The sequence below is a fragment of the Povalibacter sp. genome (assembly GCF_036735925.1).
Lineage (GTDB): Bacteria > Pseudomonadota > Gammaproteobacteria > Steroidobacterales > Steroidobacteraceae > Steroidobacter.
Window position 1 is genome coordinate 32,935 of record NZ_DAINNK010000024.1, and the last position, 24,948, is coordinate 57,882.

The window sequence follows — 24,948 nt, forward strand, 5'->3', positions numbered from 1 at the left end:
CTCACTTGTCCTTGCCGATCTTCAGCACCGCCAGGAACGCTTCCTGGGGGATCTCCACCGAACCGAGCTGCTTCATGCGCTTCTTGCCTTCCTTCTGCTTCTCCAGCAGCTTGCGCTTGCGCGAAGCGTCGCCGCCGTAGCACTTGGCCAGCACGTTCTTGCGCAGCGCCTTGACCGTCGCGCGCGCGACGATCTGGCTGCCGATGGCCGCCTGCACCGCCACTTCGAACATCTGCCGCGGAATCAGCTCCTGCATCTTGTCGACGAGTTCGCGGCCGCGGTGATAGGCATTGTCGCGATGAACGATGATGGAGAGCGCATCGACCCGGTCGCCGTTGATGAGCACATCCAGACGCACCAGCGGCGCCGTCTCGAAGCGGTTGAACTCGTAGTCGAATGAAGCATAGCCGCGGCTCACCGATTTCAGCCGGTCGAAGAAATCGAGCACGACTTCGGCCAGCGGCATTTCGTACTGCATCGACACCTGGCTGCCAACGTAGAGCATCTTGGTCTGCTTGCCGCGCTTCTCGGTGCACAGCTTCATGACCGCGCCGACGTAGTCCGGCGGCAGCAGCAGATTCGCGGTGATGATCGGTTCGCGCAGGTCTTCGATCTCGTTGCTCGGCGGCAGCTTCGCCGGATTGTCCACGTACTCCACATTGCCGTCGGTCCGCAGGATTTCGTAGACCACGGTCGGCGCGCTGGTGATCAGGTCCAGGTTGTATTCGCGTTCCAGTCGTTCCTGCACGATGTCCATGTGCAGCAGCCCGAGGAAGCCGCAGCGGAAGCCGAAGCCGAGCGCCGGCGATACCTCGGGTTCGTAGTGCAGAGCGGAGTCGTTGAGCTTGAGCTTGGCCAGCGCGTCGCGGAACGACTCGTAGTCTTCGGTGTTGACGGGAAAGAGGCCCGCGAACACGCGCGGCTGCACCTGCTTGAAGCCCGCCAGCGGCGCCTCGCAGGGCCGGTTGTCGAGCGTGATCGTGTCGCCGACCGGCGCGCCGTTGATCTCCTTGATGCCGGCAATGACGAAGCCGACTTCGCCGGTGTAGAGCGCTTCCGCGGCCAGCGACTTCGGCGTGAAGCGGCCGAGCTTGTCGACGGTGTGCGCGCGGCCCGTCGACCACACGCGGATCTTCGCGCCCGTGCGCAGCGAGCCGTTCATGACGCGCACCAGCGAGACGACGCCGACATAGTTGTCGAACCACGAATCGATGATCAGCGCCTGCAGCGGGCCATCGGGATCGCCCTTCGGCGCCGGCACGCGCCTGACCAGTTCCTCCAGCAGATCCTGCACGCCCTCGCCCGTCTTGGCGCTCACGCGCAGCGCATCGCTCGCCTCGATGCCGATGATCTCCTCGATTTCCTTGATGACGCGATCCGGCTCGGCCGACGGCAGATCGATCTTGTTCAGCACCGGCACGACTTCGAGCCCCTGCTCCAGCGCCGTGTAGCAGTTCGCGACGCTCTGCGCTTCGACGCCCTGCGCCGCATCGACGACCAGCAATGCGCCTTCACAGGCGGCCAGCGAACGCGAGACCTCGTAGGAGAAGTCGACGTGTCCGGGCGTGTCGATCAGGTTGAGCTGGTAGGTTTCGCCGTCACGAGAACGGAACCGCAGCGACACGCTCTGCGCCTTGATGGTGATGCCGCGCTCGCGTTCGAGATCCATCGAATCGAGCACCTGGGCTTCCATCTCGCGGGCCTCGAGTCCGCCGCAGAGCTGGATGAAGCGGTCGGCGAGCGTGGATTTGCCGTGATCGACGTGCGCGATGATGGAAAAGTTGCGGATCAGCTTCATCTAAGGGGCTTTTTTGCGACGGCGGCGGCAAAGGGCGGCGGATTATAGCGGAATGCCGCACAGCGACAGTGAGCCGCCGCGAACTCAGAGGGTCAGGTAGGCCCTGACTCTGTCGTGATCCAGCCGGTAGGCGCAGACGAAGTCGCCATCCGCCAGCAGGACGGGAATCCGGCGACCGTATTTTCCTTCGAGGTCGGGGTGATCGGCGATATCGATGACGGCGACATCGGCGGCCGCGGGGCCGAGCAGTTCGGCCAGCTCGATCATCAGCTGTTCGCAGAGCGAGCAGCCGCTGCGGGTATAGACCGTCCAGGCGGTCATGGCGGCTTCTTGTGATTCAGCGAGTGACGGGCTGACTGGCTTCGGCAGCCCGCGGCGGGACTTTCCGGGGAGCATCGATCTGCCGCATCACCCCGGCGGCGATCGCCTCGACCGTTGCCGCCGGCACCTCGCCCACCGCCGTCACCTGGTGACCGTCGAGATCCAGCGAATAGGCGAACGCCGCACCGACTTTTGCCAGGCCGTGCATCGGCTGAGCCTGGGAATCGCGCGGCTCGATGAAGACAGACACGGAAGCCAGGCCATCCGAATACACCAGATGCCTCACCGGCGTGGGCGAACCGGCGATGAGCTGGACGCGCCATGTCGTCAGGCGGAACCCGGCAGGCAGCCGCGCCACGCTCCAGCCCACGACGGCATTGGCCACGCGCGGCGGCAGGGTGTCCTCCTGGCGCACCCACTTGAACCCCTCACCGGTGATGGAGGCTTTGAGTTCATCGGCGGGAATGCGGTCGCGCAGGTTCAGTTCGGAAAACAGGATCTGCTCGATGACCTTGCCGTCGCGGTCGCAGAGCTGGGACTTCAACGGCATGGCCGTTTCCTGGTCCAGCCAGAGCTTGTAGCCGTAGCGGTACTGGTCGCGCGGCTTGACCTCGATGATCTGGGTCTTGCGGCCATGCGCCTTGACGATGCCGCCGGAACGTTCGATCTGGTACAGCTGTTCGAGGGTCTCGTTGTAGACCGGCAGCGCCGACACCAGCGAATTGTCGTCGGTACGCTTCTCGACGAAGACCATGCGCTTGTCGGGCAGGTAGCAGATCACTTCGGAAGCATTGCGGACGATCTCGCGCCCGCTGCCGTCCAGGGAGACCAGACGTTCGGTGATCCTGCCCTTGTCGACGCGATGAATGATGCGCATCGCTTCGGAGCGCGAATCGCGCAGATGGAAGAAGCGACCGTCGTAGTTCTGGGTGGACAGCGCACGCGACATGCGCTCGAGCCATTCGCGCGCCTCGGGATCCGCGGCTTGCGCCGGCAGGACGACGGCACAACACAGGGCGACGAACCAGGACCGGAGGGTCGACATCAGCGCTGCGGCTCCGCGGAGTCCTGCGACGTCACGTTGATGGCGACGTCCTCATCCTGTTCCTGATCGTCCGAGAGGACGCCGCTCAGCACCGTGCGGCGTCCCAGCGGCGAGGAATATTCGCTGTGTGCGACCACGTAATTGGTGAGGCGCGCCGCAGGAATGTAGGCAGTGTTCGTTGCACCGACGTTGGTGGGAACGGTGTAGCTCGGAGCAGGCTGCGATTCGGCAATCGCGGCATTGTCGGCCACCACCGCGACCGGTTGAGGATCGAGGCCGGCGGGCTGCAGGGAAATGACGGCAACCGCCGCAACGCCCGCGGCAATCGCGAAACCGGCTGCCGGACGCATCCACCGCAGCATGGCCTGCGATCGTGCCGCTGGCACGGCGGCGACGGGTTCGGCTTCGATGGCGGCGGCAATCCGGTCGGCAAATCCCCTGGAAGCGGCCACCGGCTGCGCTCCGCGGATCGCCTCGCTGATGAGCGAATAACGCCCCATCGTTTCCAGCAGCTGCGAGTCGCGCTGTGCCTGCCTCAGCAACAGGCTGAGTTCAGCCTCGGGAAGCTCGCCATCCAGGCAGGCCGACAGTTGCTCTTTCACCGGATCGGTCATATCCGCATCACCGCACTTTCGATCTCGAACATCAGTTTCGACACCACGCTCAAGTGCTGACCCGTCAATCCAACAACGGTTTCAGCTTTTTGTCGATGGCCTCGCGCGCCCGGAAGATGCGCGATCGGACCGTCCCGACAGGGCAGTCCATGGCCTCCGCAATCTCCTCGTAAGACAATCCCTCGAGTTCGCGCAGGACGATGGCCTTGCGCAGATCCTCGGGCAACTGCTCCAGCGCCTGCTCCACGACACCGCGAATCTCGTCCGTGAGGAGCACGCCTTCGGGCGTATCGCCTTCCTTGAGTCTCGCCTGCCGGTCGTGTTGCTCCGGATCCTGCAGGTCGAGGTCGAAGTCCACCGGCCGGCGCCGATTCGATACCAGCGTGTTCTTGGCCGTATTGATCGCTATGCGATACAGCCAGGTATAGAACGCGCTGTCGCCCCGGAAGGCAGGTAACGCCCGATAGGCCTTGAGGAAGGCCTCCTGGGCAACGTCCTCTGCCTCCGCGGCATCGTTGACGAACCGTCCCACCAGCTTCAGCACGCGGTGCTGATACTTGCGGACCAGCAGGTCGAAGGCGCGCTTGTCGCCCTTCTGAACCCGCTCCACAAGCTGCTGGTCATTGTCGTCTTCGATCATTGACCCGCGACCCCGGCAGGCGCGAAACCCATATCATCAAAGCACCCGGCCGAGGCTGCACCGATAGACTGACGGGTCTGGGGAAAGTTCGCCGAACATTGCATTTCGTTACGAAATGCAACGCGCATCGCATCAAGGGAGGAAGGACTACCGATCAAGGTCATGAATTCGCCTGCGCCGCGGTCGGGGCGGCGCATTCTGACCGATCCAGCCTCAGGCGGACCAGCAGACGACGAAAATCCGGACCCGGAAGGTCGCATGGCAGCAACAGCATCGTCCGGGTCCGGGGCCCGCCCGGCTCCACCGACCATCGCAGCCAGATCGCAACTGGACTCATTCTGGAAGCTGGCAGCAACCGCGCCTCGCTCTCGCGGCCCGAGCCACGGGTGAGCTGCCAGGTCCCGTCGCTGCGCCAGACTGCCCGGATGACGGACCGGGTTCCCCCCAGCCAGCCTGCCCGGTGGAATCCCGTCGCCAGAACGGACGATCCCAGAACCACCAGCAACCCCAGCACGACAGGATGGACGCTGCCAAGCATCAGCAACGGCGCCAGCCCCGCCAGCCCCATGAGGCCGAGGGCCGCCCATCGCTGGCCGCGCATCTGCCGCAGTTCAAGAACCAGGGTTGGAGAGCCTTGCGATGACATAGGCCTGCTGCGGATCCTGCGGATGTTCCCTGCCCGTCAGATACGCGAGGAGCACGGGATCCTGCTCCTCCAGCAACGATTCGAATGCCCGCTGTTCCTCGGGCGAGGCCGCGACGTAGTGCTGCTCCAGGTATCGCTGGAAGACGACGTCCAGTTCGCGCATGCCGCGCCGGCAGCGCCAGCGCAGGCGGGACAGCCGTGCCGCTTCCATGGCCAACCGGTCAATGCCGCCGTTCGGCGATCAGCTTCTTGATCTCGGCAATCGCGCGCGCCGGGTTCAGATCCTTCGGGCACGCTTCGGTGCAGTTCATGATCGTGTGGCAGCGATACAGCTTGAACGGATCTTCGAGCGCATCGAGACGTTCGCCCGTCGCTTCATCGCGCGTATCGATGATCCAGCGATAGGCGGCGAGCAGTGCCGCCGGACCCAGGTAGCGGTCGCCGTTCCACCAATAGCTCGGGCAGGAGGTCGAGCAGCAGGCACACAGAATGCACGCCGAGGGACGATCGATCTTCTCCTGGTCTTCCTTCGACTGCAGGCGCTCGCGATCCGGCGGCGCCGGCGTGCGCGTCTGCAGCCACGGCTTCACCGAGGCGTACTGTGCGTAGAAGTTGGTGAGATCGGGCACCAGATCCTTCACCACCGGCATGTGCGGCAGCGGACAGATCTTGACGTCGCCCTTCACGTCCTCGCAGGCGCGGGTGCAGGCCAGCGTGTTCACGCCGTCGATGTTCATGGCGCAGGAACCGCAGATGCCTTCGCGGCACGAGCGCCGGAACGTCAGCGTCGGATCGATCTCGTTCTTGATCTTGATGAGTGCGTCCAGAACCATCGGCCCGCACGCCGCCATGTCGACTTCGTAGGTATCGACGCGCGGATTCTCGCCGGTCTCCGGATCGAAGCGGTAGATGCGGAACGACCGCACGTCCTTCGCGCCGGCCGGCGCTTTGAAGGACTTGCCGGGCTTGATCTTGGAGTTCGCGGGTAGGCGGAATTGGGCCATGGACTTGTCCGGGGAATAGTTGCTTAGTCGATAGAGGCTACGGGTCGGGCGACAGGCTACAGGCTACAGGCTACAGGCTACGGACTTCTGAACTTCCATTCTGGCTGTCGCCTGTCGCCTGTCGCCTGTAGCCCTCTCACCCTCTCAATACACCCTTGCCTTCGGCGGAACCGGCTCGACGTCGCTCGTCAACGTATTCGTATGCACGGGCCGATAGTCGAGTTGCACATCGCCGTGATCGCTGACCCAGGACAGCGTGTGCTTCATCCAGTTCTGGTCGTCGCGATTCGGGAAGTCTTCGCGCGCATGGGCGCCGCGGCTTTCCTGACGATTGCTGGCCGAATGCATGGTCGCAACGGCCTGACCGAGCAGGTTGTCGAGTTCCAGCGTTTCGATCAGGTCTGTGTTCCAGACCATGCCGCGATCCGTCACGTTGACGTCCGCAAACGAGTTGAAGACTTCCGACAGCTTCTGCACGCCTTCCTGCAGCGATTCGCCGGTGCGGAACACGGCTGCGTGCCCCTGCATGACCTTCTGCATGTTGAGGCGGATATCGGCCGTGCGCAGGGAGCCCTTGGCGTTGCGGAATTTGTCGATACGGCTGACTGCGAAGTCGCCGGCATCCTTCGCAAGCGTACGATGCTTCGTGCCCGGCTTGACGATGTCGGCGCAGTGACGCGCTGCTTCGCGGCCGAACACGACCAGGTCCAGCAGCGAGTTCGAACCGAGACGGTTCGCGCCGTGCACCGAGACGCAGGCCGCTTCGCCAACGGCCATGAGGCCCGGCACGACGGTGTCGGGATTGCCGTTCTTCATGGTCACGACTTCGCCGTGATAGTTCGCCGGCACACCGCCCATGTTGTAGTGAACGGTCGGCAGCACGGGGATCGGCTGCTTCGTGACGTCGACGCCCGCGAAGATCTTCGCCGTCTCGGCGATGCCCGGCAGCTTCTCGTGAATCGTGTCGGCGCCCAGATGTTCGAGGTGCAGGAAGATGTGATCCTTGTGCGCGCCGACGCCGCGGCCTTCGCGGATCTCGATCGTCATGGCGCGGCTCACCACGTCGCGCGAGGCCAGATCCTTCGCGTTCGGCGCATAACGTTCCATGAAGCGCTCGCCGGCGGAGTTGCGCAGGATGCCGCCTTCGCCGCGGACGCCTTCGGTAATCAGGCAGCCGGCGCCGTAGATGCCGGTCGGATGGAACTGCACGAATTCCATGTCCTGCATCGGCAGACCGGCGCGCAGCACCATGCCGCCGCCATCGCCCGTGCATGTGTGTGCAGAAGTGCAGGAGAAGTACGCGCGACCATAGCCGCCGGTCGCCAGCACGGTCTGGTGACCGAGGAAGCGATGCACCGTACCGTCCGCCATGTCGATGGCAACGACGCCGCGACATTCGCCGTTTTCCATGATCAGGTCGACGGCAAAATATTCGATGAAGAATTGCGCTTCGTGGCGCAGCGCCTGCTGATACAGGGTATGCAGCATGGCGTGACCGGTGCGGTCCGCGGCTGCGCAGGTGCGCTGCGCGGTGCCCTGACCGAAACGCGTGGTCATGCCGCCGAACGGACGCTGATAGATGCGACCGTCTTCGGTACGCGAGAACGGCACGCCGTAGTGTTCGAGTTCGATGACGGCACCGGGCGCCTCTTTGCACATGAACTCGATCGCGTCCTGGTCGCCCAGCCAGTCCGATCCCTTGACGGTGTCGTACATGTGCCAGCGCCAGTCGTCTTCGCCCATGTTGCCGAGCGCGGCGCTGATGCCGCCCTGCGCGGCCACCGTGTGGCTGCGGGTCGGGAATACCTTGGTGATGCACGCGGTCGACAGGCCGGAATGCGCGAGGCCGAACGTGGCGCGCAGGCCGGCGCCGCCGGCACCTACGACCACGACGTCGTAGTAATGATCGATGAACTGGTACGCGCTCATGCCACGGCTCCGAATGCGATACGCAGCACGGAGAAGATGCCCAATGCCGCCAGAACGATGTGAACGAAGGTGAGCAGCAGCATCGTCACGACCTTCAGACCGTGACTGGTCACGTAGTCTTCGACGACCACCTGCACGCCCAGCTGCGAGTGATACACGGCCGTGCCGATCAGCAACGACAGCAGCACCGCGTTCAGCGGCAGGGCGATCCAGGCCAGCACCGCTGCGTGACTGAGATCGCCCAGGCGCAGCAATGCGCTCACGAACCACAAGCCGAGCACGACGAGGGCGACGGCGCTCACGCGCTGCATCCACCAGTGACCGACGCCTTCCTTCGCCGAGCCCAGCCCCAGCACCCGGCCCATCGGGCTGCGCAGGCTCATGCCACACCTCCGGCGCTGCGACCCAGCACAAGGAACCAGAAATACGCCGTCAGTATCACGGCGCCGAGAAATGCGACCCAGCCGCTCAGGCGCGCGGTCTTCTTCTCGAAGCCGTGCCCGGCGTCCCACACCAGGTGACGCACGCCGTTCAACAGGTGGTAGAAGAAGCTGAAGGAGAAAGCGATCAGCAGCACGCGGACCAGCGGATGGGCGAAACACTGCTGGGCCCTGGCGTACGCATCGGCACCGGTCGCGGCCGCGACGAGCCAGTACGTGAGCAGCAGCAATCCCACACTCATCGCACAGCCGGTCATGCGATGCAGGAACGACAGCGCCATCGTGTATTGCCACCGGTACGAAAGGAACGGCGACAACGGTCGGACGTATCGGGTCGGGCTACTCATGTGTGTTCCTGAAACGAATGCGCCAACGATCAGAAGTCGATGCAGCGACCGCGTTTTTCCCAGTCGCCGAAGCGTGTCGGTTCGGGGCCTTCGCGACCGCCGATTTCGATGGCCGGGGTCGATATCTGCGGAGATGATTGAGCGCCCACGGAGTCTGCCGCGATGTGGGAAACTGGCGATGCCGACGCATGCGTCGGTGCGACGTCGGACGTCTGCGCGACGTCGGAAGTGGTTTCCTGGCGGCTGCTGGGCATGGCGTCGTAGTCTGCCAGAAGGCCTCAGACCGAGGAACCTCGGGCGGTATATCAAGTCACGATGGGTCGTTTCGGATTTAGCGAATGAGCGAGATTCTGCCCTTTCCCACCGCTGCCCTGCCGCGCTTCGGCAGCATCCTCGTGAGCGGCGCCGATGCCCGGGATTTCCTGCAGGGCCAGCTGAGTTTCGACATGCAGCGCCTCACCCGCCAGCGCCTGGAGCTGGCGAGCTGCAATTCGCCGCAGGGCCGCGTGCAGGCGATCGTGTGGATGGTCGAACGCAGCGATGGAATCCTGCTGATCGTCCCCGCCGAACTCGTCGATGCCATCGTGATGCGCCTGCGCAAGTACGTGATGCGCGCCAAGGCGAAGATAGAGAGCGGTGCGGGACACTTCGTCATCGGCGGCGCAGCCAACGACGCGCGCCCACCGCGGACACACGATGAACGCGACGGCGTCAGCTTCATCGGCTGGCCGGTGGCAACGACGTCCTCGCTGATCGTCGCACCTACCGTCACGAAACTGCCCGACGACGCCCAGTTCGCTGCCGACTGGCTTCGAGCCGAGATCCGCGCTGGCCTGCCGCAGGTGTATTTGCAAACCCACGAGGCGTTCGTGGCGCAGATGCTGAACGTCGACCTGCTCGAAGGCATCAGCTTCGAGAAGGGCTGCTACACGGGCCAGGAAATCATCGCGCGCACACATTTCCGGGGCACGGTGAAGCGCCGGATGATCGCGTTCCAGGCCGCGTGTCCGCCGCCCTCGCCCGCCACCCGCATCGTCAGCGGCGAGGCTCATGCGGGCGATGTGGTCGATGCGGTGGCAACGCCGCAGGGATGCGAGCTGCTGGCCGTGATCAGCCTGACGGAACTGCAGAAGGAATTGCGACTGGTCGATGCGGACGGCACGGCGTTGCAGCGGATGCCGATGCCTTACGAAGTGACCTGAACGGGTCTTGCTGTGGGGCCGGCTTCAGCCGGCCTCTGGCTGTAGGTCAGGCTTCAGCCTGACAGTTCCAAGGCCGGCTGAAGCCGGCCCCACAGGCAGAGCGACGCGCTACTCCGGCCGCATATACGGAAACAGCAACACATCGCGGATCGACGGCGAATTGGTGAACAGCATCACCAGCCGGTCGATACCGATGCCCAGGCCGCCGGTCGGCGGCAGGCCGTATTCCAGCGCGCGAATGTAGTCGGCGTCGTACTGCATCGCTTCCTCGTCGCCGGCCGACTTGCGCACCAGCTGTTCCTTGAAACGGGCGGCCTGATCTTCCGGATCGTTCAGCTCGGAGAATCCATTCGCGAGTTCGCGCCCGCCGACGAAAAACTCGAAGCGGTCGGTGATGAACGGATCGGCATCGTTGGCACGCGCCAGCGGCGACACCTCGGCCGGATACGCGCACGCAAACGTCGGCGCACGCAGCTGGTGTTCGACCGTCTTGTCGAAAATCCCCATCTGCAGCTTGCCGGCGCCGTCGCCGGGTTCGTACGCGACCCCGAGTTGATCACTGTACGCGCGCAGGTACGCGACATCGCGCAGCTTCGAACGATCGATCCCGGCATTGAACTGCACGATCAGATCTTCGATGGTCGCGCGCCGGAACGGCTGACTGAAATCGAAAGTCTCGTCCTGATACGTGACCTGGCGTGAACCATTGACCGCGTCGCAGATGCCCTGACACATCTGCTCGACCAGATTCATGATGTCGTCGCAGTCCGCGTAAGCCTGGTACAGCTCCAGCATCGTGAACTCGGGATTGTGTCGCGTCGACACCCCCTCGTTGCGGAAGTTGCGGTTGATCTCGTACACGCGCTCGAAGCCGCCGACCACGAGCCGCTTGAGATACAGCTCCGGCGCGATGCGCAGGTACAGATCCATGTCGAGCGCGTTGTGATGCGTGACGAACGGCTTCGCCGCCGCGCCGCCGGCGATCTGCTGCATCATCGGCGTCTCGACTTCCAGGAAGCCGAGCGAATCGAGGAAGTCGCGCAGGTACTTGATGATGCGCGTGCGCGTCTGGAACACCGCGCGGCTTTCCGGACTGATGATCAGGTCGACATAGCGCTGCCGATAGCGCGTTTCCTGATCCGACAGGCCGTGCCACTTGTCGGGCAGCGGTCGCAGCGACTTGGTCAGCAGGCGGATCTTGTCGACGCGCACCGACAGCTCGCCCGTCTTGGTCTTGAACAGCACGCCCTCGGCACCGAGCACGTCGCCGATATCCCAACCCTTGAACGCCTCGTACGCCTCGCCGAGCGAATCGCGCTGCAGGAACAACTGGATCTGTCCGGAACGATCCGCGATCTTGGCGAAGCTCGCCTTGCCCATGACGCGCTTGGCCATCATGCGGCCGCCGACCTTTACCGGCACTTCGTTCTGCTCGAACCATTCCGGCGGCCGATCGCTGTAAGCGGTCAGCAACTGATCCGCCAGCGCATCGCGACGGAAATCGTTCGGAAAGGCGATGGCACCCGAAGCGCGCAGCTTGTCGAGCTTGGCGCGCCGTTCGGCGATCAGCTTGTTCTCATCCGGCGGTGGCGTCTGGTCGGTCATGGCGTTGATCGTATCGGAGAAGAGAATCGGGAGCCGCAAAAGACCGCATAAAAGAAACATGATCTTCTTTTATGCGGTCTTTGCGGCTTCCCCTCTTAGAGGCCCTGTTTGAGGCTGGCTTCCAGGAAAGGATCCAGGTCGCCATCGAGTACCGCGACGGTATTGCCGATCTCGACGTTGGTGCGCAGATCCTTGATGCGCGACTGGTCGAGCACGTAGGAACGGATCTGGTTGCCCCAGCTCACGTCGGACTTTGCATCCTCCAGCACCTTGGCGGCCGCGTTGCGCTTGTTCACTTCGAGTTCGTACAGCTTGGCCTTCAGCATCTTCATCGCCTTGTCGCGATTCTTGTGCTGACTGCGCTCGGCCTGACACGCGACCACGATACCGGTCGGCATGTGCGTGATACGCACGGCGGATTCGGTCTTGTTGACGTGCTGGCCGCCGGCGCCGCTCGAACGGTACACGTCGGTCTTGAGGTCGGCCGGGTTGATCGAGATCTCGATGTCCTCATCGACTTCGGGCGACACGAACACGGACGCGAACGAAGTGTGACGCCGTGCATTCGAATCGAACGGCGACTTGCGCACGAGGCGATGCACACCGGTTTCGGTGCGCAGCCAGCCGTAGGCGTAGTCGCCCGTGAAGTTGATCGTCGTGCCCTTGATACCGGCGACTTCGCCGTCGCTGACGTCGACCACTTCGGTCTTGAACCCGTGGGCTTCGCCCCACCGCAGGTACATGCGCATGAGCATCTGCGCCCAGTCCTGCGCCTCGGTGCCGCCGGCACCGGCCTGGATGTCGAGGAAGGCACTGTGCGAATCCATCTTGCCCGGGAACATGCGCTGGAATTCCAGCTTCTTCACGTCCTGTTCGATGGCGGCGATGTCACCCTGCACATCGGCGACCGTGGACTCGTCGTTCTCGGCGACGGCCATGTCGAGCAGTTCGACGGCATCGCCGAGTCCGTTGCGGATGCTGTCGAGCGTCCCGACGATGGCTTCGAGGCGGGCCCGTTCGCGACCCAGTTCCTGGGCTTTGTCGGGCGTGTTCCAGATTCCCGGATCTTCCAGTTCGCGGCTGACTTCCGTCAGGCGTTCGTGCTTGTTGTCGTAGTCAAAGAAACCTCCGGAGAGCTTCGCTGCGCTCGGAGAGATCATCGAGGGTACGGCGGATCAGGTTGACTTCCATGGGCTCGAGAAAGGGGGAGTTTTGCGGGGCCGCGATGGTAGCACGGCACGTCCGTCCGCCTGCCTGTGGGGCCGGCTTCAGCCGGCCTCTGAGGAGTCAGGCTAAAGCCTGACCTACAAGCCTGACCTACAGGAAGACGTCCTAACGCAAGACCCGCAGATGCTCCACGACGAGCTGCAGCTTCTCCGTGCCGTTGTAGCGGTTCACGTCCAGCCGGTACGCCAGTTCGACCCGATTGCCCGGCGCGACCTGCGGCGCATCATCGTGATCGAAATGCCGAAAGGCGACGGCCTCGTACGGCAATCCGCCCTCCCGCTCCAGCTCCATCTTGAGATGACGCTCGCTGAGCACCCGACTGGTACGCACCGAGAACTGTCCGTCGAACAGCGGTTCCGGGAATGCCTGTCCCCACGGGCCGGACTCGCGCAGCAGGTGAGCGATGTCGAGCGTCAACTCGGCTGGAGTCAGTTCTCCATCGGAATGAACGACACCCGTCGCGTCGTCGCGGCTCATCCAGCGCGAGACTTCTTGATCGAACGCGGCGCTGAAATCCGCCAGGTTGGCCGCCGCCAGCGTTACGCCTGCCGCCATGGCGTGGCCGCCGAATTTTTCGATCAGTCCGGGACGACGGCTGGCGACGGCGTCGAGCACGTCGCGGATGTGCACGCCGGGAACGGAACGCGCCGAGCCTTTCAGCAGACGCTCGTCGCCGCGCGCCAGCGCAATGACCGGTCGATGCACGCGCTCCTTCACGCGCGAGGCCACCAGGCCGACGACGCCCTGATGCCAGGTTTCGTCGAACAGGCACAGACCGAGCGGCAGGCTCGCTTCGTCGCGCATGTCGGCGACGGCGAGCATCGCTTCCTGCTGCATCTGCAGTTCGAGTTCGCGACGATCCTGATTCAGTTGCGTGAGCCGGCCCGCGAGCACGCGCGCCGTGTCGGGATCGTCGGTCAGCAGGCATTGAATGCCGACCGTCATGTCGTCGAGACGCCCTGCCGCGTTGAGGCGCGGCCCGATCTGATAGCCGAGATCAGCGGCGAATGCCGAAGCCAGCGAGCGGCCCGACATTTCCAGCAACGCGCGGATGCCGGGCACGCAGCGCCCTGCACGAATGCGCCGCAGTCCCTGCTGCACCAGCACGCGGTTGTTGCGATCGAGCGGCACGAGATCCGCCACGGTGCCGAGTGCCACCAGATCCAGCAGATCCGCCGCCGACGGCGGCTGCGCGTGCAGCCCGCGCTGCTGCATCTGCCGCGTCAGCGCCGCCATCAGATAGAACGCGACGCCAACACCGGCCAGCGCCTTGCTCGGGAACGTCTCGCCGGGCGCGTTGGGATTCACGATGGCTGCGGCCTCCGGCAGGGTCGCCGCGGGCAGATGGTGATCCGTAACCAGCACTTCGATTCCGAAATGGCGTGCTTCGATCACGCCGGCGTGACTGGCAATGCCATTGTCGACGGTGACGATGAGTGCTGGCTGGCGCGTCGCAGCCAGTCGCACGATCTCGGGCGTCAGGCCATAGCCGTACTCGAAGCGATTCGGCACGAGAAAATCGACGTGCGCGAATCCGAGCCGGGTCAACTGACGTACGACGAGCGCAGTACTGGTCGCGCCATCGGCGTCGAAGTCGCCGACAACCATCACGCGACTGCCGGCGGTGAAATGCCGGCACAGCACGTCGACCGCGCGGTCGATGCCGCCGAGCTGACTGACCGGAATCAGTTTGTCGAGGCCGAGATCGAGCGCATCTGCCGAGGCGATGCCTCGCGATCCATAGAGTCGCCGCAGCAGCGGATGCAGTGTCGATGGCAGCGCGGAATCGTCCTGCAGCGTACGCCGGCGAATCGAGTAACCGCTCAAATGCGCTGCCCCCATTGCGACGGCGGCAGTGCGCGGCGCCAGAAGCGGCGCAGATCGCCGCGACGGACGTCGATGTGCCATTCATCGAGGATCAGATCCAGTCGCGACAAGCGGCCGTCCGCAAGCGCTGCGGAGAGCGGGACCAACCATCCTGAATCCATGGCCTCGAGATCCGCTCCAGGCACCACAACGATGGCTCGCGGCTTTCCAGCGATCGAATGCAACAGTGCTTCAGGATTTTCAGGCAATGCAGTGATGACTCTGCCCACGTGCCGGTACAAGCCGCGAAGAAAAGCGTGATCGCCGAATGCAGCAGGAAAATCGCCCGCCTCGATGGCGCCTGGCGAGCCACCTCCCCACAACCACACCGCATTGACCGCAGGCAACCCGCGTCGCGCACGAGCATCGTTGACGGGGTGTTCATGCAGCAACATCTGCAGCTCCGTCATGACACGGCGCAACTCGGCGGCATCCTGTCCGCGCGGCATGACCGTCTGCAATTCGCTGGCTGCGGCTGCATCGGGTGTCGACGTCGTGACCTGCAGCGCACGGCTGCTTCGCAGAAACCATTCAGATCCCATCGCCTGCAGGACATGGTCACCCGACGCGAAGCTCGGCGCGAGTTGCTCGAACAATGCGGACCGCTCCGCATCGGTCACTTTCGATTCGCCAGCCAGACTGAGAAAACTCAGACGATCGAGGCCCGCCACGAAGTGCACCGGTTCGGCGTGCAGCCAGTAGCCCTCGTGACCGCTCATGCTGAGCGCCGCGCTCGCGAGCGATCCGGCTTCGATTCCGAGTGTATTCAGGAGGCCGCGCTGCCACGGACGCAGCGGCGACTGGATGTCGCTGCGTTCCCATCGCTGCGCGACCGAACCGCGCCCCGCCAATCGCGCCAGCGTCGCTGATGGTGTCCCGCGCGACAGAGCCGTCCCGATGTCGGGAGCAATCAGAGTCAGCCAGGGAGAAGTCGACATCGGCGCCGCGGGAAAACGAAGGTGCGCTATCGTAGCGGAATGAAACTCACAGACGACAGTGTCGGCGGCATTCAACTGGTGCGCGCCTATTCCCCCGGCGAAATTCGCGTGAACGAAACGATCGTGCATCGCAGCTGCCTGCTGCGCGCCGACACGCTGATCACGGACTGGCGCCCGCAATCCCTGAACGAACTCACGGCCGAAGATCTCGAACCGCTATTCGCGCTGGAGCCCGAGATCGTGGTGCTGGGTTCGGGGACGCGTCAGAAATTTCCGCCGTCGACGCTGCTCGCACGCATCCTCTCGCGCGGCATCGGCTGCGAAGTCATGGATACGGGCGCGGCCTGCCGCACTTACAACGTGCTGGTGAGCGAGGACCGCAAGGTCGTCGCGGCGCTGTTTCTGCAAGACTAGGGAATATCGAGTCATCGCCGCGAAGGCGGGGATCTGGTTCAGTCTTCTCCCGGTCAGGACGACCGGGAGAAGACGCGAGGGACTGAAGTTCGTTCGACCAACTCGTCGTTGCGTGTTCACGAGGAACATTCACTTGACGAAGTATTCTTGTTCTTTTCGTTTTGTTCTTCTTCGCGCTGTTTCCTCGAATCCCCCTCCGCCCCCGCGTCTTCACCCGGTCACCCTGCGGCTCGTTCGCTGTCTCTCGCCAGCGACGTTGGGGGCGGATGTTAGACATACGTAGATAAGAGTTGCAACTACCGTCCGCAATTTATTCACTCGAATTAGTTGCAATTGCAATGATCGCGCCAGCCACGTAGCGCGAATGCCGGAGGATCGATGAGACGCCATCGCATCGGCCCTTGCTCATTTTCCTGAACACCCTGAACGAGACCGACGTTGATATATCTAGCGTCGTTGCGGTAACAACGACAGCGGATTGCGCGGCGAACCATCGATGCGGATCTCGAAATACAGCATGGGCGTTCCCTGCGGCCCCTTGCCCATCGTGGCGATCCGCTGTCCTGCCGCGACTGCATCGCCCTCTTTCACTACGACGGCCTGTGTGTGGCCATAGGCGCTCAGATACGTTTCGTTGTGCTTAATGATGACCAGCTGGCCGTAACCGAGCAGCCCCGTGCCGCTGTAGACCACGCGTCCTGCACCTGCAGCGCGGATGTCCTGGCCCGCGCGACCATCGATGGTCAGGCCTTGACCGCCGTTGGGTCGCGTCGTCAACACCACGTTGCCGCCGTCGACCGGCCACGACCATCGGACCGGCGGACCTGCCGGCACGCTGCTCCTGGGCGGCGTTGCCGCGGGAGATCGAGATGTTCGTGGAGCAGTCGAAGATTTTTTTGCGACGCTCGTCGCACCGCGCCCGGGCGGCGCGAGCCGCAGCACCTGGCCGGGATGAATGAGATAGTCGCGTCCGATGCCATTCCAGCGTGCGAGGTCCTGGTAGTCGACCTTGTGACGCCAGGCGATCGAGTAAAGCGTGTCGCCGCGCTTGACCGTGTAAGTCGACGACGCCGGGGGATTCGATGAGCACGCAACCAGCAACGACAGAGTGAGCGCGCAAATCAGCCGCACCGGCAACCGTGACGCAGGCCAGGCCAACGTTCAGAACCCCGACACTGTCGTCACTGCATCACCTCTCGTTCTGTGGGGCCGGCTTCAGCCGGCCCCCGCCGGATTCGTCAGGCTATGACCGAAGGAAATCCCCGCGGGAAAGCCTGAAGAACCGATGCTCCTCAGCCCAATCCTTTGAGCAGCGGCACGAAGCTCACCAGGCCCAGGGTCTCCTTGTGGAAGTCATCGCCGCGCCGTGTGATGCGCAGCAGTTGCTGCCGCCCCTCCGGACCCACGGGAGCAATCAATCGTCCTCCGGGCCCGAGCTGAGTCAGCAAGACTTCCGGAATGGCGAGCGGCGCTGCCGCCATCAGGATGCCATCGTACGGCGCATGCGCAGCCCATCCCTGAAAACCATCGCCGTGACGCAAATGGACATTGCGCAGGTTGAGTTCCTTCACGCGGATGCGTGCACGCTCCAGCAAGGCGCTGATGCGTTCGATGCTGTACAGAAATTTGACAAAAGGCGATAGCACCGCAGTCTGGTAACCGCAGCCCGTACCGATCTCGAGCACCTTGCGCGGCGCCGTGCCCTCGATCAACGCCTCGGTCATGCGCGCCACCACGTAAGGCTGGGAAATCGTCTGCCCGAGGCCGATCGGCAATGCTGTGTCTTCGTACGCGCGTGTCGCCAGCGCTTCGTCGACGAACAGGTGTCGCGGCACATTGCGGATCTGTTCGAGTACTTCCGGATTGACGATGCCCTGATCGCGCAGGCGCTGCACCAGGCGTTCGCGCGTGCGCGCCGATGTCATGCCGATGCCGTTGTGCCGCGCGCCGGGCACGAGTGCAGACGCCGGCTTGCCGTAAGGCGGCTTCATGCCTCGCGCCCCTGCAGCCAGTTGCCGATGTCCTCGACCATCGAATGCCGCGTGAGATCGATCTGCAATGGCGTGATGGAAACATAGCCATTGGCGACCGCGTGGAAGTCCGTGCCTTCTCCCGCGTCCTGGCCGATGCCGGCAGGCCCGACCCAGTACACCGGACGACCGCGCGGATCCGCCGAACGCACGATGGGTTCGGAACGATGACGAAAGCCCAGACGCGTTGCCTGATAGCCCTTCAACTGTTCATAGGGCAGATCGGGAACGTTGACGTTGAGAATGGTGGCGTGATGCAGCGGCGATCGCTGGATGCGCATCACCAGTTCCGCCGCCACGCGGCCCGCAGTCGCATAGTGCTGCCCCGATCCGGGCTTGATCGCCAGCGACACTGCAATCGCGGACAGACCGAGAAACCGGCCTTCGATCGCCGCTGCCACGGTCCCCGAGTACAGCACGTCATCACCCAGGTTCGGCCCGTCGTTGATGCCCGAAACGACCATGTCGTGCTCGTATTCGAACAATCCGGAGATCGCGAGGTGCACGCAGTCCGTGGGCGTGCCGTTCTGCACGAGATAGCGGTCCTGGTCGAAGGGAAAAACGCGCAGCGGCACATCGAGCGTCAGGGAATTGCTTGCGCCGCTGCGATTGCGATCCGGCGCGACGACGGTGACTTCGGCGAGAGGCATCAGGGATTCGGTCAGCACGCGGATGCCTTCCGCACGATAGCCGTCGTCGTTGCTGATGAGGATCTTCACGCTGCTGCTGGAATCTTCGAACCGCGCCCGCTACACGCGCGGCGAACTATACTGGAAATGTTGCGACGAATCCTCGACATGAACACGCCCGACGACCCCGACAAGGATCTCTTTCGCGAAGCGATGCGCGAGGTGAAGCCCTTGCCGCCCGGCAACGAGGCGCCGCAGGCGCCGAAGCCCGTTGCGCAGGCACGCTTCACGCGCCTGGACGAACGCGAAGTGTTGAGGGAAAGCCTGCTGCCGCCGGCGGACGACCTGCTGCTGAGCACGGGCGATGAATTGCTGTTCCGGCGTCCGCACGTGCCCGAGGACGTTCTCATCAGACTGCGGCGCGGCCACTACGCGGTCGATGCCGAAATTGATCTGCATGGACTCAGCGGCGCGCAGGCGAAGGAAGTCTTGCGCGAGTTCGTTACCGACGCCGTCCAGCGCGAACTCAAATGCATCCGGATCGTGCACGGCAAGGGTCGCCGCTCCGGCCCGCGCGGCCCCGTGCTCAAGAACATCGTCAATCGCTGGCTGCAGCACATTGATCCGGTGCTGGCCTTCGCGTCGGCACGCGCGGTCGACGGCGGCAGCGGCGCGGTGTATGTGCTGCTGAAGAGCAGACGCTAAGGGCGTCGCTGCCTCTTCATCTTCTGTAGGTCAGGCTTCAGCCTGACAGTGCTCAGGCCGGCTGAAGCCGGCCCCACAGGAAGAACTGTTCACTCTTCGTCCGACTCCAGCAGTGCCTGAGCGAAGGCGTCCTGCAGCAGTTCATGCAGCACTGCAGTGGCGAAGGCACCCCGAGGCAGACGGAATTTCAATCGCAGTCCCTCCGCCTCCAGCGCCCAGCTCAGCTCGCTGACACGCAGGCGCAGGGAGCGCCGTTCCTGATCCATATCAATCGTGGCGAGGCCGTTGCTCAGCACCGCGTCGTGCTGCGCGACCTCGCGCTCCAACGCCGCGACTTCTGCCTGCGAAGCCAGCTCTCCCCTGCCCCACAAGGGACCAGTGGGATGAATGTCCTGAATGCGGCAGCGCTCGGTCAACGTGTCATCGAGCGCATCGACCTTGAACACGCTGTTGGTGCCGTCGAGATTCGCGACGTCGCCGGATTGCAGTCGATTCCAGGTCCCGGCTGCGACGCGCGCAGTCAGTACATCGTTGAAGAGGGCGGAGCGTGCGGCGGAGAGTGCGAAGCCGCGTTCGAAGCGATCGTTGAGTTCGATTTCGCCGCCCAGCCAGCGGCGCGCGCGAGCGAGATTGGCGCCATCGATGCCGAAGCGCTGCGGACCGAAGTAGTTCGGCACGCCCTCGGCGCCGATGCGGGCTAGCAGATCGCCAACGGCGGCGGTGTCGCCGACCAGATCGCGAACGAGAAGGTCGAACTCGTTGCCGCGCAAAGCGCCGCGCTTCAGCTTGCGGCGGTGCCGCTCGGCGCGGATCACTTCGAAGCCTTCGCCGGTGACGCCGGACCAGTCCTGCATCGCCGAACGCACCGGCAGCGTGAACGCCTGCTCCGTGACGGCATGACGATCCTTGAGACCCGCAAAGCCCACATCGCGCGGATGAATCTGCGCCAGCCTGCCGAGCTGCTTCGCCACCCAGTGGGTATTCGCGCCGCGCTTGCGCACCGTCAGCAGCCAGTGATCGCCCTCGCCGTCGGCGGCGAAGCCCAGCCACTCGCGAACGACGAAGTCTTCCGGCTCGACGCGCAGACGACCGCGGACCGGCGGCACGCCGTGAGCACAGGGCAGTTGCAGCAGATCCATCAGGTTTGCTCGATCAGGGCGATTGCCTGGCATGCAATGCCTTCACGGCGTCCGACGAAGCCGAGCGTCTCCGTCGTGGTCGCCTTGATGTTGACGCGATCGGCTGCGAGGCCCAGGTCTGCACCGATGTTGGCGCGCATGGCTTCGCGATGCTTGCCGAGCCGCGGCGCTTCAGCGAGCACGGTGACATCGACATTGACGATCGCAAATCCCCGCTGCTGCAGCAGCGCGCGCGCATGCCGCAGGAACTGGCGACTGTCGGCGCCGCGCCATTGCGGATCGGAATCGGGAAAGTGGATGCCGATATCGCCCAACCCCGCGGCGCCCAGCAAGGCATCGACCAGCGCGTGCAGCACGACGTCGCCATCGGAATGGGCCTTGATGCCCTGCACATGCGGAATCCGCACACCGCCGAGCGTGACATGGTCGCCCGCCTCGAAGGCATGCACGTCGAAGCCCTGGCCGATGCGTAGTGCAGTGGTCATGAAAGCGTGGTTCCCCGTTCCGCGAGAAAGCGCTCGGCGCGGCGCAGATCCTCGGCGAGCGTGATCTTGAGATTGTCAGGGCTGCCGGGCACGACGCGCGGCTGCAGGCCCAGCCCTTCGATCGCCTGCGCTTCGTCGGTCACGACGAGACCCCGGGCGCGCGCCTCGCGCAGCGCCCTGTCGAGAAGACCGAAGCGAAACATCTGCGGCGTCAATGCGCGCCACAGACCCTCGCGATCGACCGTCTGCGCCACGCGGCCAGTGGCATCGGCGCGCTTCAGCGTATCCACGACCGGCGCAGCGAGCAGACCGCCGACGGGATCGCTTTCCAGCGTGCGCAGCAACAGATCGACTTCCTCCGCGCTCAGACAGGGTCTCGCGGCGTCATGCACCAGCACCCAGGCCGCCTCGTCGAGCTGCAATGCACCCAGTCCCGCGTGAACGGAATCCGCACGCTCGGCGCCGCCGACGACGGAACGAACGCGCGGGTCGCGGGACACGTCGAGCTTCGCCCATTCCTGATCGTCGGCGCCAATCGCCACCACGACTCCCGCGCATTCCGGCCTCGCCAGCAGTGGCGCAAGCGACCATTCGATCACCGCCCTGCCCGCAAGTCGCAGGTACTGCTTTGGCACAGTCGAATCGCCCATGCGCCGCGAGCGACCTGCCGCGGGAACGACGGCCCAGAACTTGAGAGATGAAGGCATCGGAAGAGAGAAATCAGAGGCCGCAAAGGACCGCAAAAAAGAAACCCGTTCTGGAAGACATGAAGATCATTGACCCGCAATTTCTTTTATGCCCCGCGGGATTCCCTTACGGTCACGGTCTTTTGCGGCTCCACCCTCTTCATTCCTGCTTCTGCGCCGCCGGAACCGCCTCGCGCGGCGTCACGACCTGATAGAAGGTCTCGCGCTGGCCGACCATCCCCAGATCGGTGCGGGCACGCTCTTCGATCGCGACCGTGCCCTTCTTCAGATCCTGCACCTCCGCGGCCAGCGTGCGGTTGCGTTCGCGCAAGGTCGCATTCTCGACCTGCTGCTGCTCGATCTCCGCCCGCAACCGCGTCACTTCCCGCATGCCGCCGTCGCCCAGCCACAGGCGGTACTGCAGTACCACCAGCAGGGCGAGCAATCCGACGGCCAGGAACTTCATGCAGCCAGCTTCTTAGCAGGAAATTCCTGGCAGCGGAACCGGGAACGCCTCGACACCCGCGTAGCGCGCGTCCTTGCCGAGTTCGGCTTCGATGCGCAGGAGCTGGTTGTACTTGGCGATGCGATCGGAGCGGGACAGCGAGCCGGTCTTGATCTGCGTGGCGCGCGTCGCCGCGGCGATGTCGGCGATCGTCGAGTCTTCGGTCTCGCCGGAGCGATGCGACACGACTGCCGAGTAGCCCGCGTCTGCGGCCATGTCGATGGCCGCGAGCGTCTCGGTGAGCGTGCCGATCTGGTTCGGCTTGATGAGGATCGAGTTGGCGATCTTCTTGCTGATGCCTTCCTGCAGGATCCTGGTGTTGGTCACGAACAGGTCGTCGCCGACGAGCTGTACCTTCTTGCCCAGCCGCTGCGTCAGCAGCGCCCAGCCGTCCCAGTCGCCTTCGGCCATGCCGTCTTCGATGGTGATGACCGGATAGCGGTTCGCGAGGCCTTCGAGGTAGTCGACGAACTGCGCGGAGGTGAACTTGCGGCCTTCCGATTCCAGGTCATAGATGCCGCCCTTGTAGAACTCGGAGCTGGCGACGTCGAGACCGAGGAACACCTGCTTGCCGGCCTTGTAGCCGGCGCGCTCGATGGCTTCGAGAATGGTTTCCAGCGCCGCTTCGTTCGACGGCAGGTCGGGCGCGAAACCGCCTTCGTCGCCGACGGCGGTATTGAGCTTGCGCTCGTGCAGCACCTTCTTGAGCGTGTGGAAGATTTCGGCGCCGTAACGCACGGCCTCAGACAGCGACGGCGCGCCGACCGGCAGGATCATGAATTCCTGGATGTCGACGCTGTTGTCCGCATGCGCGCCGCCGTTGATGATGTTCATCATCGGCACCGGCAGCGTCTTCGGGCCTGGGCCGCCGAGCAGCCGGAACAGCGACTGCTTCGTGTCCTTCGCGACCGCATGCGCATTCGCAAGCGAAATGGCCAGCAGCGCATTGGCGCCGAGGCGCGACTTCGAATCAGTGCCGTCGAGCCTGATCATCGCTTCATCGAGCCCGCGCTGATCCGCCGCGTCCTTGCCGACGAGCAGCTGCTTCAGCTCGCCATTCACATTGGCGACCGCCTTCAGCACGCCCTTGCCGAGATAGCGGCTCTTGTCGCCATCGCGCAGTTCGACGGCTTCGCGCGTTCCCGTCGACGCGCCAGACGGCACCGCGGCGCGTCCCACGGCGCCGGATTCGAGGAGAACATCGGCCTCCACGGTCGGGTTGCCGCGCGAGTCGATGATTTCGCGGCCGCGGATGTCGACGATCTTGCTCATAACAGGCTTTCCTCGAACGGGGTTGATTTGACTGTCTTGTCGAAGGACGACTTGAAGATGAAGGGCTGGTCGGGACCGACGGTGAAGTTGAGGAGACGCATGGGATTCTGGCGGCTGGCTACTGGCGGCTGGCCAGACATGCATCGAAGCTCAGTTCTGGCCAGCCACCAGTAGCCAGTAGCTGATCACCCATTCGCCGCCGCCGGCATCTGCCCCTGGCGATACGCGCGCGCCGCCTTGATGAAGCCGGTGAACAGCGGATGGCCGTCGCGCGGCGTCGAGCGGAATTCCGGATGGAACTGGCTGGCCACGAAGAACGGATGCGCCGGCAGTTCGATCATTTCGACGAGACCGTCGCGTGAGAAGCCCGAGAAACGCAGGCCCGCGTTCATGAGTTTCTGGAGGTAGCGGTTGTTGAACTCGTAGCGATGGCGATGGCGTTCGGCGATCACGTCCGAGCCGTAGATCTGGTGAGCACGCGAGCCGTGCGACAGGCGCACTTCCTGCGCGCCCAGACGCATCGTGCCGCCCATGTCGGATTTCTCGCTGCGCTGTTCCGTGGTGCCCTTCTGGTCCGCCCACTCGCTGATGAGCGCAATGACCGGATGCGGCGCACTGCGGTTGAACTCAGTGGAATGCGCGCCTTCGAGCCCTGCGACGTCACGTGCGTACTCGATGATCGCGAGCTGCATGCCGAGGCAGATGCCGAGGTACGGAATCTGGCGTTCGCGCGCAAAGCGGATCGCCTGGATCTTGCCCTCGATACCGCGCTCGCCGAAGCCGCCCGGCACCAGGATCGCATCGACGCCTTCGAGACAGCCCGTGCCGTGCTTCTCGACGTCGGTCGCCTCGATGAACTGGATGTTCACGCGCGTGCGCGTGCCGAGGCCGGCGTGCGTCAGCGCCTCGCTCAGGGAGATGTAGGCATCGCGCAGGTTCACGTACTTGCCGACCATCGCAATGGTCACGGTGGTATCCGGATTCGTCTTGGCCGTGACGACGCGGCGCCACTCACTCAGGTCCGCCGGCTTCACTTCGAGGCGCAGCTTGTCGACGACGATCTCGTCCAGCTTCTCCTCGTGCAGCAGCATCGGAATCTTGTAGATGTCGTCGGCATCGACGGCCGAGATGACGGCGCGCTCTTCGACATTCGTGAACAGCGCGATCTTGCGGCGCTGCTCATCGGGAATCGCATTCTGCGAACGGCACAGCAGCACGTCCGGCTGGATACCGATCGAACGCAGTTCCTTGACCGAATGCTGCGTCGGCTTGGTCTTGATCTCGCCGGAACTTGGAATGTACGGCACCAGCGTCAGGTGCATGTACAGCACGTTGTTGCGACCGAGTTCGACGCCGAGCTGGCGGATCGCCTCGAGGAACGGCAGCGATTCGATGTCGCCGACCGTACCGCCGATCTCGACCATGCAGACATCGGCATCGCCGGCGCCGAGACGGATGCAA

At 64.1% G+C, this 24,948-nt stretch carries 29 protein-coding genes; 3 read left to right on the forward strand and 26 right to left on the reverse strand.

What is annotated here, in order from left to right:
- Position 1 precedes the first annotated feature (1 nt).
- The 12 genes from lepA to V7D81_RS09715 all read right to left on the reverse strand — a co-directional run bounded on the left by lepA (position 2) and on the right by V7D81_RS09715 (position 9,038).
- Complete coding sequence (gene lepA, locus V7D81_RS09665; RefSeq protein ID WP_324316100.1) at positions 2–1,798, reverse strand: translation elongation factor 4; 1,797 nt, start codon at positions 1,796–1,798, stop codon at positions 2–4.
- Positions 1,799–1,882: 84 nt separating this feature from the next.
- Positions 1,883–2,119: a glutaredoxin family protein gene (locus V7D81_RS09670; protein WP_324316102.1), complete on the reverse strand. Its 237-nt coding sequence runs from the start codon at positions 2,117–2,119 to the stop codon at positions 1,883–1,885.
- Between the two features lie 16 nt (positions 2,120–2,135).
- Positions 2,136–3,164, reverse strand: a complete 1,029-nt coding sequence (locus V7D81_RS09675) for a MucB/RseB C-terminal domain-containing protein (protein ID WP_324316103.1) — start codon at positions 3,162–3,164, stop codon at positions 2,136–2,138.
- Positions 3,164–3,778: a sigma-E factor negative regulatory protein gene (locus tag V7D81_RS09680; protein WP_324316104.1), complete on the reverse strand. Its 615-nt coding sequence runs from the start codon at positions 3,776–3,778 to the stop codon at positions 3,164–3,166. Before V7D81_RS09680 ends, V7D81_RS09675 begins: the two co-directional genes overlap by 1 nt.
- 64 nt (positions 3,779–3,842) lie before the next feature.
- Positions 3,843–4,418 carry an RNA polymerase sigma factor RpoE gene (rpoE, locus tag V7D81_RS09685; protein WP_324316105.1) on the reverse strand — a complete coding sequence of 192 codons (576 nt, stop codon included), beginning with the start codon at positions 4,416–4,418 and terminating at the stop codon, positions 3,843–3,845.
- Positions 4,419–4,578: 160 nt separating this feature from the next.
- A complete protein-coding gene (locus V7D81_RS23235) occupies positions 4,579–5,064 on the reverse strand; it encodes a protein YgfX (RefSeq protein WP_442958341.1) in 486 nt (161 codons plus the stop codon).
- Positions 5,030–5,275, reverse strand: a complete 246-nt coding sequence (locus V7D81_RS09690) for an FAD assembly factor SdhE (RefSeq protein ID WP_324316107.1) — start codon at positions 5,273–5,275, stop codon at positions 5,030–5,032. The genes V7D81_RS23235 and V7D81_RS09690 overlap by 35 nt, the downstream gene beginning before the upstream one ends.
- Positions 5,276–5,285: 10 nt before the next feature.
- The gene (locus V7D81_RS09695) at positions 5,286–6,068 is read right to left on the reverse strand and encodes a succinate dehydrogenase iron-sulfur subunit (protein ID WP_324316108.1); all 783 of its coding nucleotides are present in this window, start codon (positions 6,066–6,068) and stop codon (positions 5,286–5,288) included.
- A 144-nt stretch (positions 6,069–6,212) separates the two neighbouring features.
- A complete protein-coding gene (gene sdhA, locus V7D81_RS09700; RefSeq protein WP_324316109.1) occupies positions 6,213–7,997 on the reverse strand; it encodes a succinate dehydrogenase flavoprotein subunit in 1,785 nt (594 codons plus the stop codon).
- A complete protein-coding gene (gene sdhD, locus V7D81_RS09705) occupies positions 7,994–8,380 on the reverse strand; it encodes a succinate dehydrogenase, hydrophobic membrane anchor protein (protein WP_324316111.1) in 387 nt (128 codons plus the stop codon). The genes sdhA and sdhD overlap by 4 nt, the downstream gene beginning before the upstream one ends.
- Positions 8,377–8,784: a succinate dehydrogenase, cytochrome b556 subunit gene (sdhC, locus tag V7D81_RS09710; protein WP_324316113.1), complete on the reverse strand. Its 408-nt coding sequence runs from the start codon at positions 8,782–8,784 to the stop codon at positions 8,377–8,379. The genes sdhD and sdhC overlap by 4 nt, the downstream gene beginning before the upstream one ends.
- Before the next feature lie 29 nt (positions 8,785–8,813).
- Positions 8,814–9,038, reverse strand: a complete 225-nt coding sequence (locus V7D81_RS09715; RefSeq protein ID WP_324316115.1) for a DUF1674 domain-containing protein — start codon at positions 9,036–9,038, stop codon at positions 8,814–8,816.
- 84 nt (positions 9,039–9,122) lie between these two features.
- Between V7D81_RS09715 and ygfZ the strand changes: the two genes are divergently transcribed.
- The gene (gene ygfZ, locus V7D81_RS09720; RefSeq protein ID WP_324316117.1) at positions 9,123–9,986 is read left to right on the forward strand and encodes a CAF17-like 4Fe-4S cluster assembly/insertion protein YgfZ; all 864 of its coding nucleotides are present in this window, start codon (positions 9,123–9,125) and stop codon (positions 9,984–9,986) included.
- Between the two features lie 108 nt (positions 9,987–10,094).
- Here the strand turns inward: ygfZ and lysS are convergent, their stop codons facing one another.
- From lysS to V7D81_RS09740, 4 genes are all read right to left on the reverse strand, one after another.
- On the reverse strand, positions 10,095–11,591 hold the full coding sequence (lysS, locus tag V7D81_RS09725) for a lysine--tRNA ligase (protein ID WP_324316118.1): 1,497 nt from the start codon (positions 11,589–11,591) through the stop codon (positions 10,095–10,097).
- Between the two features lie 95 nt (positions 11,592–11,686).
- A protein-coding gene (prfB, locus tag V7D81_RS09730; protein ID WP_333610181.1) for a peptide chain release factor 2 occupies positions 11,687–12,782 on the reverse strand; the annotation gives its coding sequence in 2 pieces (ribosomal slippage) (positions 11,687–12,718 and positions 12,720–12,782; 1,095 coding nt in all).
- Between the two features lie 141 nt (positions 12,783–12,923).
- Complete coding sequence (recJ, locus tag V7D81_RS09735) at positions 12,924–14,660, reverse strand: single-stranded-DNA-specific exonuclease RecJ (RefSeq protein WP_324316121.1); 1,737 nt, start codon at positions 14,658–14,660, stop codon at positions 12,924–12,926.
- Positions 14,642–15,622, reverse strand: coding sequence for a hypothetical protein (locus V7D81_RS09740; protein WP_324316123.1), 981 nt, complete (start codon positions 15,620–15,622; stop codon positions 14,642–14,644). Before V7D81_RS09740 ends, recJ begins: the two co-directional genes overlap by 19 nt.
- Before the next feature lie 39 nt (positions 15,623–15,661).
- Between V7D81_RS09740 and V7D81_RS09745 the strand changes: the two genes are divergently transcribed.
- On the forward strand, positions 15,662–16,036 hold the full coding sequence (locus V7D81_RS09745) for an Mth938-like domain-containing protein (protein WP_324316124.1): 375 nt from the start codon (positions 15,662–15,664) through the stop codon (positions 16,034–16,036).
- A 447-nt stretch (positions 16,037–16,483) separates the two neighbouring features.
- On the opposite strand, the gene V7D81_RS09750 is transcribed toward V7D81_RS09745, so the two are convergent.
- The 3 genes from V7D81_RS09750 to surE all read right to left on the reverse strand — a co-directional run bounded on the left by V7D81_RS09750 (position 16,484) and on the right by surE (position 18,785).
- Complete coding sequence (locus V7D81_RS09750) at positions 16,484–17,167, reverse strand: peptidoglycan DD-metalloendopeptidase family protein (RefSeq protein ID WP_324316126.1); 684 nt, start codon at positions 17,165–17,167, stop codon at positions 16,484–16,486.
- 161 nt (positions 17,168–17,328) lie between these two features.
- Positions 17,329–18,027: a protein-L-isoaspartate(D-aspartate) O-methyltransferase gene (locus V7D81_RS09755; protein ID WP_324316127.1), complete on the reverse strand. Its 699-nt coding sequence runs from the start codon at positions 18,025–18,027 to the stop codon at positions 17,329–17,331.
- Positions 18,024–18,785, reverse strand: coding sequence for a 5'/3'-nucleotidase SurE (gene surE, locus V7D81_RS09760; RefSeq protein WP_324316128.1), 762 nt, complete (start codon positions 18,783–18,785; stop codon positions 18,024–18,026). Before surE ends, V7D81_RS09755 begins: the two co-directional genes overlap by 4 nt.
- Positions 18,786–18,863: 78 nt before the next feature.
- Here surE and V7D81_RS09765 point away from each other — a divergent pair, with 78 nt between their 5' ends.
- Positions 18,864–19,400 (forward strand): Smr/MutS family protein, encoded by a 537-nt coding sequence (locus V7D81_RS09765; RefSeq protein WP_324316130.1) that lies wholly within the window; start codon positions 18,864–18,866, stop codon positions 19,398–19,400.
- 89 nt (positions 19,401–19,489) lie between these two features.
- Here V7D81_RS09765 and truD read toward each other — a convergent pair whose 3' ends face one another.
- The 7 genes from truD to V7D81_RS09800 all read right to left on the reverse strand — a co-directional run.
- On the reverse strand, positions 19,490–20,539 hold the full coding sequence (gene truD / locus V7D81_RS09770) for a tRNA pseudouridine(13) synthase TruD (RefSeq protein WP_324316132.1): 1,050 nt from the start codon (positions 20,537–20,539) through the stop codon (positions 19,490–19,492).
- On the reverse strand, positions 20,539–21,024 hold the full coding sequence (gene ispF / locus V7D81_RS09775) for a 2-C-methyl-D-erythritol 2,4-cyclodiphosphate synthase (RefSeq protein WP_324316133.1): 486 nt from the start codon (positions 21,022–21,024) through the stop codon (positions 20,539–20,541). The genes truD and ispF overlap by 1 nt, the downstream gene beginning before the upstream one ends.
- Positions 21,021–21,731 (reverse strand): 2-C-methyl-D-erythritol 4-phosphate cytidylyltransferase, encoded by a 711-nt coding sequence (gene ispD / locus V7D81_RS09780; protein WP_324316136.1) that lies wholly within the window; start codon positions 21,729–21,731, stop codon positions 21,021–21,023. Before ispD ends, ispF begins: the two co-directional genes overlap by 4 nt.
- Before the next feature lie 139 nt (positions 21,732–21,870).
- Complete coding sequence (gene ftsB, locus V7D81_RS09785) at positions 21,871–22,176, reverse strand: cell division protein FtsB (protein WP_324316137.1); 306 nt, start codon at positions 22,174–22,176, stop codon at positions 21,871–21,873.
- A 12-nt stretch (positions 22,177–22,188) separates the two neighbouring features.
- Positions 22,189–23,487 (reverse strand): phosphopyruvate hydratase, encoded by a 1,299-nt coding sequence (gene eno / locus V7D81_RS09790; protein WP_324316139.1) that lies wholly within the window; start codon positions 23,485–23,487, stop codon positions 22,189–22,191.
- Positions 23,484–23,627 (reverse strand): hypothetical protein, encoded by a 144-nt coding sequence (locus tag V7D81_RS09795; RefSeq protein ID WP_324316141.1) that lies wholly within the window; start codon positions 23,625–23,627, stop codon positions 23,484–23,486. Before V7D81_RS09795 ends, eno begins: the two co-directional genes overlap by 4 nt.
- A gap of 45 nt (positions 23,628–23,672) precedes the next feature.
- The coding region (locus V7D81_RS09800; RefSeq protein WP_324316143.1) for a CTP synthase at positions 23,673–24,948 on the reverse strand (1,276 nt) is incomplete at its 5' end.